The sequence below is a fragment of the Sphingomonas sp. SORGH_AS_0870 genome, assembly GCF_031453175.1.
Classification (GTDB): domain Bacteria; phylum Pseudomonadota; class Alphaproteobacteria; order Sphingomonadales; family Sphingomonadaceae; genus Sphingomonas.
The window spans coordinates 3,901,259-3,915,584 of record NZ_JAVIYW010000002.1 but is presented as its reverse complement, the minus strand read 5'-3'; the positions used below and the strand labels follow the sequence as shown (position 1 = coordinate 3,915,584).

Sequence of the window (14,326 nt, the reverse complement as noted above, 5' to 3'; positions counted from 1 at the left end):
GAACGAACGGCAGAATGCGGGAAGCTACCGGGCAATCCCGAATGACCGCATCTGGGTCGTCACGATAGAAGGGCAGGGCGGCTTCCGCCCAATACCGGACGTTTCGAACTTGTTTCCTAGGCGGCGTGGACAAATTTGAGCCAGTATCGTGCGGTGGCGAGGTGGACCATGCCGAGGAAGCTGCTGACCAGTTGGTCGTAGCGGGTAGCAGCGGCGCGGTTGATCTTAAGGTGGCCGAACATGCGCTCGATGCGGTTGCGCTGCTTGTACAGCGTGCGGTCGTGCTCGATCTTCACGCGGCGGTTTGATCGGCCGGGGATGACGGGCTCGATGTTCCACTTCGCAAGGTCGGCACGGATCGCGTCGGCATCGTATCCCTTGTCCGCAAGCAGAGCATCCGGCGTGCGCTCGGGCAAGACGATCAGAGCGTCATACGCCTTGCAATCTGCTGCCTTGCCGCCCGTCAGGTGGAAGGCGAGCGGCCGTCCAAGGGCATCAGCCAGGCAGTGAAGCTTACTGGTGAACCCGCCTTGTGAGCGGTCAAGAGCGCGTCGATAAGCCCCCCCCTTTCCCGCCCGCTGCCGAAACGTGGGCGCGAACGGTTGTGCTGTCGATGCTGTAGTGGTCGATGTCTGCCATGATTTCGGCTGACGTGACCCCAGTCTGTCAACCAGCGGCAACCAGAGACCGACCGGTGTTGTCGCGCATGAGCACAGGTGAAGCAACGGGCGGGGTTAACCCCGCCCGTTGCTGTTCGAGCCCGGCAGCGAATGCGGCCGGGGTAGCGTAGCCGAGCGACGAGTGCGGCCGCTCGGTGTTGTAGTCGTCGACCCAGCGGGCCAGGATCGAGCGGGCTTGGCCAGTGGTGAAGAACAGCGTCTCGTTGAGCAGCTCGTCGCGCATGCGACCGTTGAAGCTCTCGACGAACCCGTTCTGCGTCGGTTTGCCTGGCGCGATGTAATGCCACTCGATGCTGGCATCGGCGGACCAGGCGAGCACCGCATTGGAGGTCAGTTCGGTCCCGTTGTCGCTGACGATCATCTTCGGCCTGCCACGCTCGGCGATCAGATCGGCCAGTTCGCGCACGACCCGCCGGCCCGAAATTGACGTGTCGACTACCGCCCGGAGGCATTCGCGCGTCACGTCGTCTACGATGTTGAGCACACGGAACCGCCGCCCGGTGACAAGCTGGTCGTGGACGAAGTCGAGGCTCCAGCGCTGGTTGGGGAGCGCCAGCACCGGTGAAGGTGCCCGCGCGCCCACGGCGCGCCTTCGTCCTTTCCGGCGCCTGACCGTCAGACCTTCCTCCCGGTAGAGCCGCTGGGTCTTCTTGCGGTTGATCGTGATGCCGTCCCGGCGCAGCAGGATGTGCAACCGTCGATAGCCGAACCGCCGACGCTGCTGTGCCAACTCGCACAGCCGCGACCGCAGGTCGCCATCATCTGCCCGGCACGAGCGATACCGCATGCTCGTGCGATCCGCTCCGACAACCGCGCATGCCCGCCGCTCGCTCATCCCCAGGGTCGCCTGGAGATGCGCGACCGCTTGCCGCTTCGCGGCGGGCGTCACCACTTTTTTGACAGCAGGTCTTTCAACCCCGCGTTGTCGAGCATCGTATCCGCGAGCAGCCGCTTGAGCCGGGCGTTCTCCTCCTCGAGCGACCGCAGGCGCTTCGCGTCGGACACCTCCAGGCCGCCGAACTTCGCCTTCCACGCGTAATAGGTCGCGCTCGACATCCCGTGCTTGCGGCACAACTCCGTCACCACTGCGCCCGCCTCGGCCTCCTTCAGGATGCCGATGATCTGCTCTTCCGAGAATTGCTTCCGCTTCATTCCGTCCGTCCCTTTGAGGGGCCGGTCTCTAGTTCCACCTGGATGAAGAAACGGGGGTCACGTCACGGCCAGCGTCACCGCCACGATCTCCCAGACCCCTGCCTCGTTCCATCACCGGAACCGGCGATATATGGTGTTCCAGCTCCGTATTTGGGTGGCGCATCGCATCAAAGCCGCCAGAGTATACCGTTGATGATCGAACGGTTCTGTTCGGGAGGCCTGCCGCGGCCCCGGTTCTTGCGGTCGATCAGCAGCAGGTCCTTGAGGATGCGCCATTCCGCCTCGGTAAGATGGTCTCGGCTCAAGCCTGCCTCCAAAAGACAGCCCTGAATCAAGCCTATCGCATCGCGTCAACGTCTGCCGCGCCTCCCGCCTGATCAGCTGCTTGCCGACCCTGCTCCCATTGTTTCAGAAGAGCCGACGGGTTGCCAGGAAGAGTATCGATGCTGCTACGAGACGACGAGCATGAAGTACCTTTGGGCTGGCGCGCCCGGTTTGTACAAATCGTGAAGGCCTTTCTGCGCGATGACGTTGAGCTGTCAGATCACCCAGTAAGCCGGGTGGAGCCTGTCGAACTCAAAACGGCAGAAAGCATCGTCAACAACATCAACGCGTATGACGCTCCTCTGGCATCATTGAATGCCGCCACGTGGGAGCGGTCTGTTTATCGCTGGATGGACGGCTATTGGCTGTTCCTGGTCGACCTCACGACCGTTTATGAAAAGGTTAGCGATTTAACCCTCCACGCCCAATTGCGGGACGCGCCAGAGGCGCGACTTGAGGTCCAGTCGGTTCACATCCCTTGAGCAGCAGACGTCCTAATTTTCTAACCGTTGGGCAGTGTCGCGTAGCGCCAACCGTTCAGCCCGCCGAAGTGGTTTAGGATTCACCTAATACCCCTTTACGCGCCAATCTATAACTCGTTTACGTTAAAAGCTGCTGCCGCCCGCCTTTAAGACGGGTAGCAGGCACTCCCGGTCAAATATTTAGAACGCGCATGATAGCCTATTGAATATCGAGCGGAAACGAAACGCGGAATATCGAGTCCTCGCCCGTCTTGGGTCGACCTGACACAATGAAGGATACTTTGTCGGGTGGGCAGTAAACTGCTGAAACTGAGGGGTATTCCAATGTTGGAACGAAATTTCGAACTTCGGCAAAGATCGGATTATTCAATACGTCCCGACCGTCGATGCTGAGATTTGTCAGCGAGGCGTTCCGATGGGGATCGGTTTGAAGCTGCACGAAAACCAGATGGTTGTTGCAGACCGCTGAGAACTGTGAAGTCAACTGAGTAGGCTGAGGATCAGGGCCGACCGTAATCGTTTGCGGGGGGGTGGTCTGTCCGAGGAGCAGAGCAGCACCAAGTAATATCAATTTGCTCATGACTTAGGCTCCTTTAGCAACGGTTCTGAATACCGCTAGTCGGACGGGTCGGTTGACCAGCATCCTGGCGATATTGGCGGATTTTTCCATCCGGCCCGATGATATAGTGGCTGAAAGCATACTCGGGAACTAATTTCGTTGATGGGTAATTGCTCTGTAGGGTTCGATACACTTTCCAGTCATTGTCTGATGGCAGGAAGTTTGCTTCATAGTCGGGAACGCCGACTCGTGGGTGGGAATGGACGACCGCGACAATACGTTCGAATGTCCCCAACGTGGGTATGCTGATGATTGTCTTCGGGGCATCTCGGCCAGCCGCGCGCGCTTCGGCCCAGGTTTCGCCTCGGGACAAGTCGGCGTTTCGAAAAGAAGGGTTTTCTGGGTTTTGAAAATCGCCAATGACGGCTGACCCATATTCGCGTGATGGGTAGTCGAGCTGGACCTTGATCTTTTCCTCAATGTCTACGGCAGTCTGATCCGTTCCAGCTTCCCGCAGTGCATTCTTGCGCGTGCACTGATGCTGATTACGTACAGGGCCTTCTGGCTCATCTGCGAATATGAATTGGCCACTAACAAATGGTATATTGGGGATATAGGCATCGAACAATTTAAGAGCTGGCTGACGTATCCCATTCACCACAACTTCGGGACCCGTATAACCAGGTGGCTGGCCGTCCGGCGGTGTCTCACTGTCCTGCGCGTGTGCAACATTGGCCCATAACAAAAGGACGAACGTCCCAAGTGCGTGTCGCAGCGTGATGCTGCTACAACGCGTACGATCCCCTAAGGGTCGAGTGCCCATTTTCTTTCTCCCGTACCACGATCAGGTTGACGAACTGATTGGTGGTTGCGGCACGCGCATGGGCCATCAGGCGCGATTCGCGTTCAGGATCGTAACGCAAGTTTCAGAAATTGCGAGGATTTCATCCTAACTCATGCGAGGTCTGTCACAGATGTATTTGCGGGGACCCAAATTAGACCCTCCCCAAACGGCCATGCTTGAGGCCTAAACGGCCCCGCGCAAATTGCGTCCCGACTGGATCGCCCACCTTGATATGTTCGCGGCGGGCTTTTTCGTGCATTCGGAGTTAGCCTGACGCCTGACCCCGCCCTTTGCAGCATCTCCGATCGGGAAGGCCGCGCTACTGCCGCTTCCCCCCTACCAAGCCCGCAGCGGCGCCACCCTGTCCATGATCTGGAAAGCGCGCGTGATCGCCTCGAGGTGCTGATCCGTCGCGTTCGGCAAGGGATATGATGCGGACGCTATCCGTGCCGACCTTGCCAAAAGGAATATCGAGCCCGTCATCCCTGGACGCTCAAATCGGTGCGTGAAGATCGAGCATGACCAGACGCTCTACAAGCAGCGCAACTGCATTGAGTGCATGTTCGGCCACCTTAAGATCAACCGCGCCGTCGCCACTCGCCACGACTAACTGGCCAGCAGCTTCCTCGGCATGGTCCACCTCGCCACGGCACGATACTGGCTCAAATTTGTCCACGCCGCCTAGGTTTCGTTAGCGGACATTGCGACAATGGAAGAGAATGCCAGCCTTATCGCTGAAACCGCAACAAGGCGACTGACCCTGATCGGCGACACGAACGGAATGTGGCGCTTCGTCGAAGATAGCGATTACGAGGGTGATGAGTATACCGGCCCCTATTTCGCTCCGACGCACCTCTCCGGGCTGTATGAGAGCGCCGACGCGGCGGAACGGGATGCACGGGCGATGCTAGCGTGGGTCAGGGATGGCTGAAGCCTCCTACTTGCGAACATCCGGATGTAAACTACCGCCGCACACGCCTTGCTGCGAGCCCCCTTCAATCATCCATCCGTCTGGTTTGTCGTTGGTTGAGGCAAGCCTTACTTCCCGGCGACGTGGGAAGGGTGGACGATATTCCTGACGTTGATCGGTTTTCCGTTCCTCGTGATTCTCTTTGGTATCGGCGGCTTACGCCCAAATGCAGACATTCGCATGGCTATACCAGCAGCCACTTGACAATGCCTGCGCCGACCAAAAGTACCAACGCGCATCCCCACCACGGAATGGGGATACCGTCGTCATATTCTCCGCGTTCGACATACAGGCGCACGTCTTGCCTCTGACGTGTGCCGTATAAGTTGTCGCGACAGCGAATGTCCGCATCATCAAGATAGCGGTGCACAGCCTCCGGTGTGGCGTCGATTGGCAGTTCTTGCTGAAGCTCGCTCGCTAGCCGTTCCACTTCAAGCCAATCGGTAGGCTCGCGCTCTTCGACAGCCAGGATTGCCGCCAAGCGGCGTCGCAACTCGTCCATTTCCATCCGCACAGACTATCGGAGCAGGTGCTTGGCGCAATGGCAGCTAGGTGTTCAGTCCCGGCATTTGGTGGATCGGGTCGACGATGAACCGGTCTGGCTCTGACGTCCAGATCTTGGCGATGTATTCGTAAGGTGTGAGGCCGCCGAGCGTCTTGAGCCGGCGGGCAAAATTATAGGCGGCCATGAAGTCGGCGAGGTGCGTCCTCAGCTGGTCATGGCTCTCGTAGTGGAAGCGTTTGACGGTCGCTTCCTTGATGGTGCGGTTCATCCTCTCGACCTGACCGTTGGTCCACGGATGGTTCGGTTTGGTGAGCCGGTGCTCGATATCGTTTGCCTCGCAGATCATGTCGAAGCGCATTTGGCGGGACCATGCGGTGTTGCGGTTGCGTGGCTGCTCGGCGAACTGAATGCCATTGTCGGTCAGGATCGTGTGGATGCGGTAGGGTACGGCTTTCAGCAGGTGTTCGAGGAACTCCCACGCTGTGCGCCTGGCAGCCTTGTCGACCAGTTGGGTGACCGCGAACTTGCTCGTGCGGTCTATGCCGACGAACAGGTAGAGCTTGCCTTCGGCAGTCTGCACCTCAGCGATATCGATGTGGAAGAAGCCGATCGGGTAGCGCATGAAGCTCTGCCGCCTCGGCTTGTCGCCCTTGACGTCTGGTAGGCGGGAGATGCCGTGCCGCTGGAGGCAACGGTGCAGCGCTGAGCGGGTCAGGTGCGGGATCGATGGCTGCAGCGCGTAGAGGCAGTCGTCGAGCGGCAGCAGTGTGTGGCGCCGGAACGCCACAACCATTGCCTCCTCGGCCTGGGACAGGGTTGTCGAATGAGGAGCCTTCGGCCCGGTCTTCAGGTCCTCAACCGTCGCCCGCTTGCGCCACTTCGCGACCGTCTTCGGGTTGATCCCCAACTCACGGCTCAGCGTCGTGAGCGAAGCTTGGCGTGCTGTATTGCTGCTCGGACGGCGTGCGTGGTCGTGGCGCACCCATGACGTACCTGTCCCATACGGCGTCCTTCCATTCCAACGAAAGGATCGCACCATCAAACCGTGGGATCAAACACCTAACCACCAACGGGCGACACCCAGCCAGCCAGCACCGGGGGAACTGCCCCGGTCTCGCGAGATGAACGAATGGCAGAAAGCGGGAAGCTAGCTGGCAGCTTCGAATGTCGCCTTCTGGGTCTGTTCAGACCTCGGTGCGTTCTGCCAGTTCCAAGGCATCCTCAACATCAACCCCCAAGTACCGCACTGTGCTGTCGATCTTGGCGTGGCCGAGAAGAATCTGAACAGCGCGGAGGTTGCCGGTCGCCTTGTAAATGATCGATGCTTTCGTGCGCCGAAGCGAGTGTGTACCATAATCTTGAGCTGGAAGGCCGATGCCGACCACCCATTCGTGCACGAGGCGAGCGTATTGGCGGGTGCTCATGTGGGCCATGTAGTCGTTTCGACTTGGGAAAACGAAGTCGTTCAGTGTTCCGCCACGACGCTCCAGCCATGCCCGCATCGTCTTGCGTGCCGTGTCCATTAGTTCGAACTGGACTGGCCGTCTGGTCTTCTGCTGAACCACGACGGCTCGGTCACGGACCCGGCCGCCAGAAACTACATCTCCGATCCGCACCCTGACCACGTCACAGCCGCGCAGCTTGCTGTCGATGGCGAAGTCGAACAACGCGCGGTCGCGCAGTCGTCTATGCTGGTCGAGCCAGAAGCGAATAGCCCATACCTGTTGCTGTTTCAGAGCGCGCTTCGCACCGATCAGCCGGCCCTCGTTCCAAGGCCGAAGTTCATGAAAGGCAGGGTCCATCGACGAATGACCCATTGATCACCTCCATCGGGCCAAATTGCCAAAGCAGCTTACGCAGGCGGGGTAAACCGATCGTTCTGAAACGTGGTTGATTGGCCAATGGTCATGCTGAACGAGCGGTCGGTTTCAGGTGCCGCCTAGGAATTCTATGAACGACTGGGATTGGGGTAGGCCGTTTTAGTGCCCGGCAAGGCATGCACCTGTCGAAGATAAGCGCTCGACCTGACATCATGCATAGATGTCGGCGACATAGCGTACGCCCTCCCGCTCGATCCGCTCCGCCCAGGCCAGTGCTTCGACGTGACTGGCATCGGTTTCAGCCTCGTAGATGCGGATGAAGACTTCGCGCACGGCTGGCGCCATGTGCTCGCCATCGCCGCAGAGGAGGATGCGTGCCCCCGCGCGGAACAGACCAGCTATCTCCTCACGATCCCGCCAGATGGCATCCTGGACGTGAACGATCCCGTCCTGACCCGTCGCGGAAAAGGCCATCCGCAGACTAACGACGTCCGTGTCCTGCCAACCCTCCAGTTCCTCGCGATACAGAAAATCGCCATCGGGATCGCGCACGCCGAAGAAGAGCAGGGCCGGGCCAAGCAGTTCGCCGGCGGCCTTGCGCACGGCACGTTCCTGAAGAAAGCCACGGAACGGCGCGATACCGCTACCCGCGCAAACCATGATGACCGGGGTCAGCGGATTGGCTGGCAAATGAAATCCCGCCTGGCTCTGTCGCACCGCCACGCCGAGCGTATCGCCTTCCTTCAGCCGGGCGAGGAAGGTCGACGCGACGCCTTGATGCAACCGATCGCCCCCCAGTGCCGGCGCCTGCAGGACCGATACCGTGAGCGCACACCGGTTTGGATCAACGAGCGGTGACGAGGCGATCGAATATTGGCGGGCGCGCATCGGGGGAAGGGCCGCGATGAACGTGCCAAGTGCCATGTCAGCCGATGCGAAGCGCTCCAGCAGGTCGAGCAGCGTCACCCGCCGCGCCAATATCTCCGCGGCATAGACGTCCTCCTGCGCCAGCCGTTCGGCCTCTTTGCGCTCCGGCGGGCAGGCTATGGTCGTGGCGATCGCCGAAATCTGCCCACGCGTCGCGGGCTGCTGTAACTCCAGATAGTCGCCGAACAGCGTCTCGGCCGTGACCGGCCTGTCGACGGGCAGGGCAGAGGGCAAACCAGGCGCGCCATGGACGATCACTTCCGTGTTTGGCTCCAGGCCAAAGCGAGTGAGAGCGCGCGGCGCACCGTTTCGGGCGGATTGCTCGGCAACACCGCCAGATAGTCGCCAGCGCGATAGGTCATGCCCTTGGGTAGGGCGATCTCGATATGCCGTTTCGAGCGGGCACTAGGGCGGTGCAAGTCGACCAGCTCGCGATTGGCGAGGACGGTGCCGTGTCGCAGCTCGTCGAGCTTGAGCAGGCGTTCGCGCGTCCCGCGCCGCACTTCCACGTCGATCCGGGGCTGCGCCTGAACGGCCGGTTCGCGTCCCTGTGACGCTGCAAGCGACGGCCAGAGACCGGCATACCAAGTCTCGAAAGCGCCGAACAGATCGCCAGCGGCATCGCCTTCGCCGCGCGGATGGAGGGCCTGCGCGCCTGCTTTGGCCAATGCGGCATCGACCCGCTTGGGGATCGCCTGCCAGGTGCGGGCCCATTGCCGATTGCCGCACCCGAACACCGCATAACGTCGCCCGTCCAGCGCATGGTCGGGCAAGCCTTCGACCCAAGTAACGAACCGCGCCGCATTGTCGGGCGGGCGTCCTTCATAGGAAGCGGTGGCGACGATCAGGGGCACGCCTTCGGGCAGCCCGGAGGCGTAGTCGTCCAGCGGCGCGACGGTCGCGGCATAGCCCTGCACGGCGGCATCGGCGCCGATCCGCTGGGCGAAGGCTTCGCTGGTGCCGGTGTTGCTGCCGTAAAGGACGAGAAGGGGCCCATTGTCGCCCGGGCTCGGTTCTGTTGGCGCGGTCAGCGGACGTGTCGGGGCGTCTTGCGCCGTGCTGCGCGGCCGTGCCGTCGCTCCGTCCCGGCGACGCGCATGGATATGGAGGTTGGCGGGCTTCAGGGTCAGCGTCTCGCTCACCACGAGCTTATAGTCGCGGTCGGCCAGGCTGATGTCGAAGCGCTGGAGCATCAGCGCCATGACCAAGATCGCCTCCTGCATGGCAAAGCCGCGCCCGATGCAAGCACGCTGGCCATTCCCGAACGGCTTCCAGGCATGGGGCGGCAGCTTGGCGGCGGCCTCGGGCGCGAACCGCTCGGGGCGGAACGCTTCCGGCTCGTCCCAGACGGTGGGGTCGCGGTGAAGGACAGGCGTCAGGATGAGCAGCGTGTCATCCGGGCTGACAGCATAGCGGCCGCCGATCGTCGTCGCCTCGCGTGGATGGACGCCGAAGGCCGGCGCGGTGGGCCAGAGCCGCAGCGTCTCCTGCAGGACCTGCTCGACATAGGTCAGCCGTCCGATATCGTCGATCGTCGGCACATGGCCGCCGAGCACGTCGTCGACATGCGCCTGCGCCTTGGCGAGCGCTTCCGGATGGGTGAGCAGCAGCCAGGTGGCGAAGCTGAGCAATCCGCTGGTCGTCTCATGCCCGGCCACCAGGAAGGTGATCATCTGATAGCCGATATTTTCGCGGCTCAGCATCTCGCCCGTCTCGGGATCGCGCGCCGTCAGCATCCGGTCCAGCAGGTCGCCACGTTCGCCCAGGCGCGGGTCGCCATGGCGCTCCGCGATCAACAGGTCGGAGACGTCGCGCAAGATCCTGATATCGGCTTCGAACCGGCGATTGCGCAGCAGCATCAGCTTGCCCGCCCCCGGTGGCAGCCGCGACCGCCGTCCGGATTCCTCCAGCGCCCCCACCATCGCCGCGACGAAGGGGTGCATCGCGTCCTGATAGAAGCTGTTGAACCGATAATCGAAGGCGCACAGTGCAATCGTGTCGAGTGTCAGCCGGGTCATATTGTCGGCCACGTCGATGGTGGCACCCTCGCCGAACCGCTCCCACCGCACCATCATCTGTTCCGCGATATCGTACATGCGGTCGAACATCGATCGCAGCCCGAGCGGACCGAAAGCGGGCATCAGCAGGCGGTGTGCCTTGCCCCAGTTCGGCTCCTCGTCATGCGCCGTGAACAGGCCGTCTCCGCCGACATAGCGTGCCTCCTGCAAGGGGCGGTGCAGCGCCTTCTTGAAGCGCGTCTCGTCGCACAACTCCTCGGTCAGGGCCTGGCTGCCGACGATCACCAGACCGCGTCCGAACATCTCGATGCGGAACAGCGGGCCATGCTTACGCGCCAGCCGCATCAGGCTCTGCACCGGCGCCTTGGGATCGAGCGCGGCGATGTTGCCGATCAGGGGATAGCCTTTGGGTTGCGGAATGGTGGCCATCGTTCAGTGCCTCCAGGTCATGACGGCGGCATCGATGATCGACCCGGCGTTCGGACGATCGTGTCGACGACCCATCGGTTTGCTCCTCATCCGCTATGTAGGAGCCCACATGAGAATTGGAAACCCATCGGTTTCCAAGGTGCTCTTTTTGGCGGAATTGGCGTATCGGACGAGGATGAATGAAGCGCCTCTGACCGACCGTCTGCCGCCCCGCCTCTTGGAAAGCGCACGCGCGGAATTTGGTCGTCACGGTTTTGCCAAGGCCAATGTCGGGCGGATCGCGACGGCCGCGATGATGTCGAAAAAGACAATCTATCGCCATGTGGCGTCGAAGGAGGCACTGCTTTTCGCGGTGATCCGCTCTGTGGTTGGCGAACTGGCCGCGACGGCCGGACCGCCCAACCCCGATGCGCCGCCCAGGGTATGGTTGACGGGCTATCTGACGGCGTTCTGCCATCTCGCCTTCTCGGACGAAGGCATAACCTCTTACCGCCTCGTTATGAGCGAAGGCGCGCAGTTCCCCGACGTCGCTCGTATCTATATTGAGACGATTAAGACCTATGGGATCAGGCCGCTCGCCAACCAACTTGCCGCCTATATGTCGGTAGGGCGAATGACCATTGACGACCCGGACGGCACCGCGATGATGCTGGTCTCGATGGTCGTGGCCGATGTATTGCGCGACGCCGCGCTTGGCTTGTCAGGCCCGCCGACTGATACCGGATTGCAGCGTCTTATTGAGCGTGCCGTCACCATTTTTCTTACCGGTGTTCTCTTGGACGCTTGCTGACCTACACCCAGCACTTTGCAGGATCATATCCCACACTCTCGAAAGAGACTGACTGGTTGCCCCTCTTGCTAGTTCTGGAAATGGTCGGCGGAAGATCAGTCCGGACGTGTGCTACTCAGGCATGGTAGCAGACGCAATACAGCCTCTGTGAACGTCAATCGACCGATATACTCTGTCCATTAACGCCTACGATGCACGTGAACAAGCGTCTGGAATTGGGAAGCGGATAAGGCATCCTGAATGTCCGGTAGTGTGTCATTTGTAAAAAGTCCGCCCGTTTTTGGTGCCGTTCGCCTCAGCATCCCATTCCTACGAAATCGAGGAATGGGATGCCAGTTAATTCACAAAACCCTCTCAGATGTCAGCACTGGCTGACATTGAGGTCGTTGATGACGCTGTTGTAGGTCTGGAGCAGCGTTTCGGCGTCCTCTACCGCCTTCGGCTTCATCATCTGGAACGAGGCACCATTCCTGCGATCCTTGGCATAGGTGCCGTCCTCGGTGCGCTGGATGATATCGCGCCCGGCTGCAAGATAGGCATTGGCGTGCAGCATAAAGCTCGCGCATGCCGTCTTGTCCTTCTCGCGGACCTTGTTGTCGAACTGGACGGCCATGGTGTTGAACTGGTCCAGGGACGCTTTGAATACCGCCTTCTGGTCGCCCAATCCCCTGCCATCGAGCACGCCGGAGGCATGATCCATGCTTTCCTTGAGATAATAGACGGTGCCCTTGCGATAATAGTCCAGGGTATCCTTCTTCGTCGCCTCGAATGCGGCCTTGATGCGCGCGCGGTCTGCGGCGTCGATGGCTTTTGCGTAGGTAGCCTGGGCCGATGTAACATTGTCCAAGGCGGTAAGCAGCGCCGGCTGGAGCTCGCGGCCATGGGCGCCATTGTCGCTCACATAGGTCTTGGCCTCAATATAGTTCGCCATATCACGATAGAGCGGCGCAACCTTGGCAAGCGCTTGGCTATAGGTCCGCGCCGCCCCGTCGAGTTCCGGCATGGCGGGCTTCATGGCTAAAGCCTTGTCCAACTGCGCCTTGATCCGGTCTATGCCCGGATCGGACGGAAAGAAAAGTTTTGTCAGGTCCTTGCCGCTGTCGAAAACCGGTTTTATGGAGCGCTGATAGGTGGCCACTATGTCGGCAAAGGGCGTGCGCGCTGTATTGGCCGCTTCGACATAGGCATTGTATTTCTGCATCTCGTTCTGGTCGGCAGCCGCTGTCACCGCGCTTGAATTTCCCTCTTCCTTGCTTCCGCACGCAGAAAGCGCGAGCACGCAAGCGGGAAGAGCCATGGAGCGAAGCAGTATCCTGAACACAAAAACGACCTCAGTTTGGTTGATGCCAACAGGCGGCTCCAAGTCTTTGGTTGGAAAGACTTTCGGACCGCGGCGCTCCCTATGCCCCCCTTGGGTACGCCTTTCAAATTTGGGAATTTTTATAACCGCACTGATGGGTAGAGTTTTGTGCTCCATCCAAGCGGATCTGCTGTTCTTCGATTGCGATCGCTATCTCGTAGCATAGCGATGGTCAGTGAACCGCGCCGGGTTTGTCGGAGGCCCCAACTCCTGAGAGGAAGGGGCTATGACGAGCAAGACGACGAACAAGTTTTCGCCTGAGGTGCGCGCGCGTGCGGTGCGGATGGTGCTGGACCATGAGAAGGATCACCCGTCGCGCTGGGCAGCGGTGGTATCGATCGCGGCGAAGATCGGATGTGCAGGCCAGACGCTGCACGAGTGGGTGAAGAAGGCCGAGATCGACAGTGGCGCCCGCGCCGGGGTGCCGAGCGATGTTGCCGCCCGGATGAAGGCGCTGGAACGCGAGAACCGCGAGCTGCGCCAGGCCAACGAGATCCTGCGTAAGGCGTCGGCGTATTTTGCGATGGCGGAGCTCGACCGCCGAGTGAAGTGATGGTGTCGTTCATCGACGCGCATCGCAAGGCGTACGGGGTCGAGCCGATCTGCCGGGTCCTGCCGATCGCCCCGTCCACCTATCATGCTCATGCAGCCAGGAGGATTGAGCCGACCAGACGGTCGGCTCGGGTTCGGCGTGACGATGCGCTCGGACCGGAGGTGCGCCGCGTGTTCGAGGAGAACTTCCGCGTCTACGGCGTGCGCAAGGTCTGGCGGCAACTGCGACGCGAAGGGTTCGACGTCGCTCGCTGCACTGTTGCCCGCCTGATGCGGGCGATGGGTCTGGCCGGCGTGATGCGCGGCAAGCCGGTGCGCACCACTGTCGGCGACAGGACGGCCCTATGCCCGCTCGACCGGGTGAACCGGCAGTTCCGCGCGCCAGCACCGAACATGCTGTGGGTATCGGACTTCACCTACGTCGCGACCTGGGCGGGGTTCGTCTACGTGGCGTTCGTCATCGACACCTACGCCCGCCGGATCGTTGGCTGGCGCGCCAGTCGGAGCGCACATGCCGGCTTCGTCTTGGATGCGCTCGAGCAGGCGCTACATGACCGACGGCCGATGCGGGGTGGCGGCCTCGTCCACCATTCCGACCGCGGCAGCCAGTACGTGTCCATCAAGTACACCGAGCGCCTGGCCGAAGCGGGCATCGAGCCGTCAGTCGGCAGCGTCGGCGACAGCTATGACAACGCTTTGGCGGAAACCATCAACGGCCTCTACAAGGCCGAGGTGATCTACCGCCGCGGGCCGTGGCGAAGCTTCGAGGCGGTCGAGTACGCCACGCTGGAATGGGTGGACTGGTTCAATCATCGCCGGCTGCTCGAGCCTATCGGCAACATTCCGCCCGCCGAGGCCGAAGAGCAATACTATGCTGCCGCGAACATCGTCGATATGTCAGCGTGACTCACATC

The 14,326-nt window shown here is 61.0% G+C and carries 15 protein-coding genes, 1 pseudogene and 1 other annotated feature; of the genes and pseudogenes, 4 read left to right on the top strand and 12 right to left on the bottom strand.

The features are described 5' to 3' along the window. Positions 1 to 116 precede the first annotated feature (116 nt). The 3 genes from QE363_RS18200 to QE363_RS18190 all read right to left on the bottom strand — a co-directional run bounded on the left by QE363_RS18200 (position 117) and on the right by QE363_RS18190 (position 2,137). Entirely contained in the window at positions 117 to 680 is a 564-nt protein-coding gene (locus QE363_RS18200; RefSeq protein ID WP_309697554.1) for an IS5 family transposase, read from the bottom strand. Then, a protein-coding gene (locus QE363_RS18195) for an IS3 family transposase (RefSeq protein WP_405053200.1) occupies positions 667 to 1,832 on the bottom strand; the annotation gives its coding sequence in 2 pieces (ribosomal slippage) (positions 667 to 1,571 and positions 1,571 to 1,832; 1,167 coding nt in all). The genes QE363_RS18200 and QE363_RS18195 overlap by 14 nt, the downstream gene beginning before the upstream one ends. Positions 1,833 to 1,999: 167 nt before the next feature. Further along, positions 2,000 to 2,137, bottom strand: a complete 138-nt coding sequence (locus QE363_RS18190; RefSeq protein WP_309697552.1) for a hypothetical protein — start codon at positions 2,135 to 2,137, stop codon at positions 2,000 to 2,002. Between the two features lie 138 nt (positions 2,138 to 2,275). Here QE363_RS18190 and QE363_RS18185 point away from each other — a divergent pair, with 138 nt between their 5' ends. Next, a complete protein-coding gene (locus QE363_RS18185) occupies positions 2,276 to 2,638 on the top strand; it encodes a hypothetical protein (RefSeq protein WP_309697550.1) in 363 nt (120 codons plus the stop codon). Positions 2,639 to 2,837: 199 nt separating this feature from the next. Here the strand turns inward: QE363_RS18185 and QE363_RS18180 are convergent, their stop codons facing one another. From QE363_RS18180 to QE363_RS18170, 3 genes are all read right to left on the bottom strand, one after another. Then, on the bottom strand, positions 2,838 to 3,218 hold the full coding sequence (locus tag QE363_RS18180; protein WP_309697548.1) for a hypothetical protein: 381 nt from the start codon (positions 3,216 to 3,218) through the stop codon (positions 2,838 to 2,840). A 13-nt stretch (positions 3,219 to 3,231) separates the two neighbouring features. Next, positions 3,232 to 3,942 (bottom strand): hypothetical protein, encoded by a 711-nt coding sequence (locus QE363_RS18175; RefSeq protein WP_309697547.1) that lies wholly within the window; start codon positions 3,940 to 3,942, stop codon positions 3,232 to 3,234. A 592-nt stretch (positions 3,943 to 4,534) separates the two neighbouring features. Then, the gene (locus QE363_RS18170) at positions 4,535 to 4,717 is read right to left on the bottom strand and encodes a hypothetical protein (RefSeq protein ID WP_309697545.1); all 183 of its coding nucleotides are present in this window, start codon (positions 4,715 to 4,717) and stop codon (positions 4,535 to 4,537) included. 33 nt (positions 4,718 to 4,750) lie between these two features. Here QE363_RS18170 and QE363_RS18165 point away from each other — a divergent pair, with 33 nt between their 5' ends. Continuing rightward, on the top strand, positions 4,751 to 4,972 hold the full coding sequence (locus tag QE363_RS18165) for a hypothetical protein (RefSeq protein WP_309697543.1): 222 nt from the start codon (positions 4,751 to 4,753) through the stop codon (positions 4,970 to 4,972). A 223-nt stretch (positions 4,973 to 5,195) separates the two neighbouring features. On the opposite strand, the gene QE363_RS18160 is transcribed toward QE363_RS18165, so the two are convergent. The 5 genes and pseudogenes from QE363_RS18160 to QE363_RS18140 all read right to left on the bottom strand — a co-directional run bounded on the left by QE363_RS18160 (position 5,196) and on the right by QE363_RS18140 (position 10,710). Continuing rightward, entirely contained in the window at positions 5,196 to 5,519 is a 324-nt protein-coding gene (locus QE363_RS18160; protein WP_309697541.1) for a hypothetical protein, read from the bottom strand. A 40-nt stretch (positions 5,520 to 5,559) separates the two neighbouring features. Beyond that, a pseudogene (locus tag QE363_RS18155) lies at positions 5,560 to 6,518 on the bottom strand (IS481 family transposase). A gap of 182 nt (positions 6,519 to 6,700) precedes the next feature. Then, positions 6,701 to 7,318: a tyrosine-type recombinase/integrase gene (locus QE363_RS18150; protein WP_309697539.1), complete on the bottom strand. Its 618-nt coding sequence runs from the start codon at positions 7,316 to 7,318 to the stop codon at positions 6,701 to 6,703. A gap of 228 nt (positions 7,319 to 7,546) precedes the next feature. Then, positions 7,547 to 8,521 (bottom strand): hypothetical protein, encoded by a 975-nt coding sequence (locus QE363_RS18145; protein ID WP_309697537.1) that lies wholly within the window; start codon positions 8,519 to 8,521, stop codon positions 7,547 to 7,549. Continuing rightward, positions 8,518 to 10,710, bottom strand: a complete 2,193-nt coding sequence (locus QE363_RS18140; protein WP_309697535.1) for a cytochrome P450 — start codon at positions 10,708 to 10,710, stop codon at positions 8,518 to 8,520. Before QE363_RS18140 ends, QE363_RS18145 begins: the two co-directional genes overlap by 4 nt. On the opposite strand from QE363_RS18140, the gene QE363_RS18135 reads away from it, so the two are divergent. Next, positions 10,700 to 11,500 (top strand): TetR/AcrR family transcriptional regulator, encoded by an 801-nt coding sequence (locus QE363_RS18135; protein WP_307103507.1) that lies wholly within the window; start codon positions 10,700 to 10,702, stop codon positions 11,498 to 11,500. The two genes, QE363_RS18140 and QE363_RS18135, sit on opposite strands and share 11 nt — an antisense overlap. A gap of 361 nt (positions 11,501 to 11,861) precedes the next feature. Here QE363_RS18135 and QE363_RS18130 read toward each other — a convergent pair whose 3' ends face one another. Beyond that, positions 11,862 to 12,797 carry a YiiG family protein gene (locus QE363_RS18130; RefSeq protein ID WP_309697532.1) on the bottom strand — a complete coding sequence of 312 codons (936 nt, stop codon included), beginning with the start codon at positions 12,795 to 12,797 and terminating at the stop codon, positions 11,862 to 11,864. Positions 12,798 to 13,086: 289 nt separating this feature from the next. Between QE363_RS18130 and QE363_RS18125 the strand changes: the two genes are divergently transcribed. Continuing rightward, positions 13,087 to 14,318 (top strand): IS3 family transposase gene (locus QE363_RS18125; protein ID WP_309690612.1). Its coding sequence is split into 2 segments (ribosomal slippage): positions 13,087 to 13,378 and positions 13,378 to 14,318, totalling 1,233 coding nucleotides; the frame shifts between segments, so codons are not numbered across the junction. Continuing rightward, positions 13,371 to 13,487 (top strand) — a sequence feature (AL1L pseudoknot). It overlaps the preceding gene by 117 nt. Positions 14,319 to 14,326: the final 8 nt, after the last annotated feature.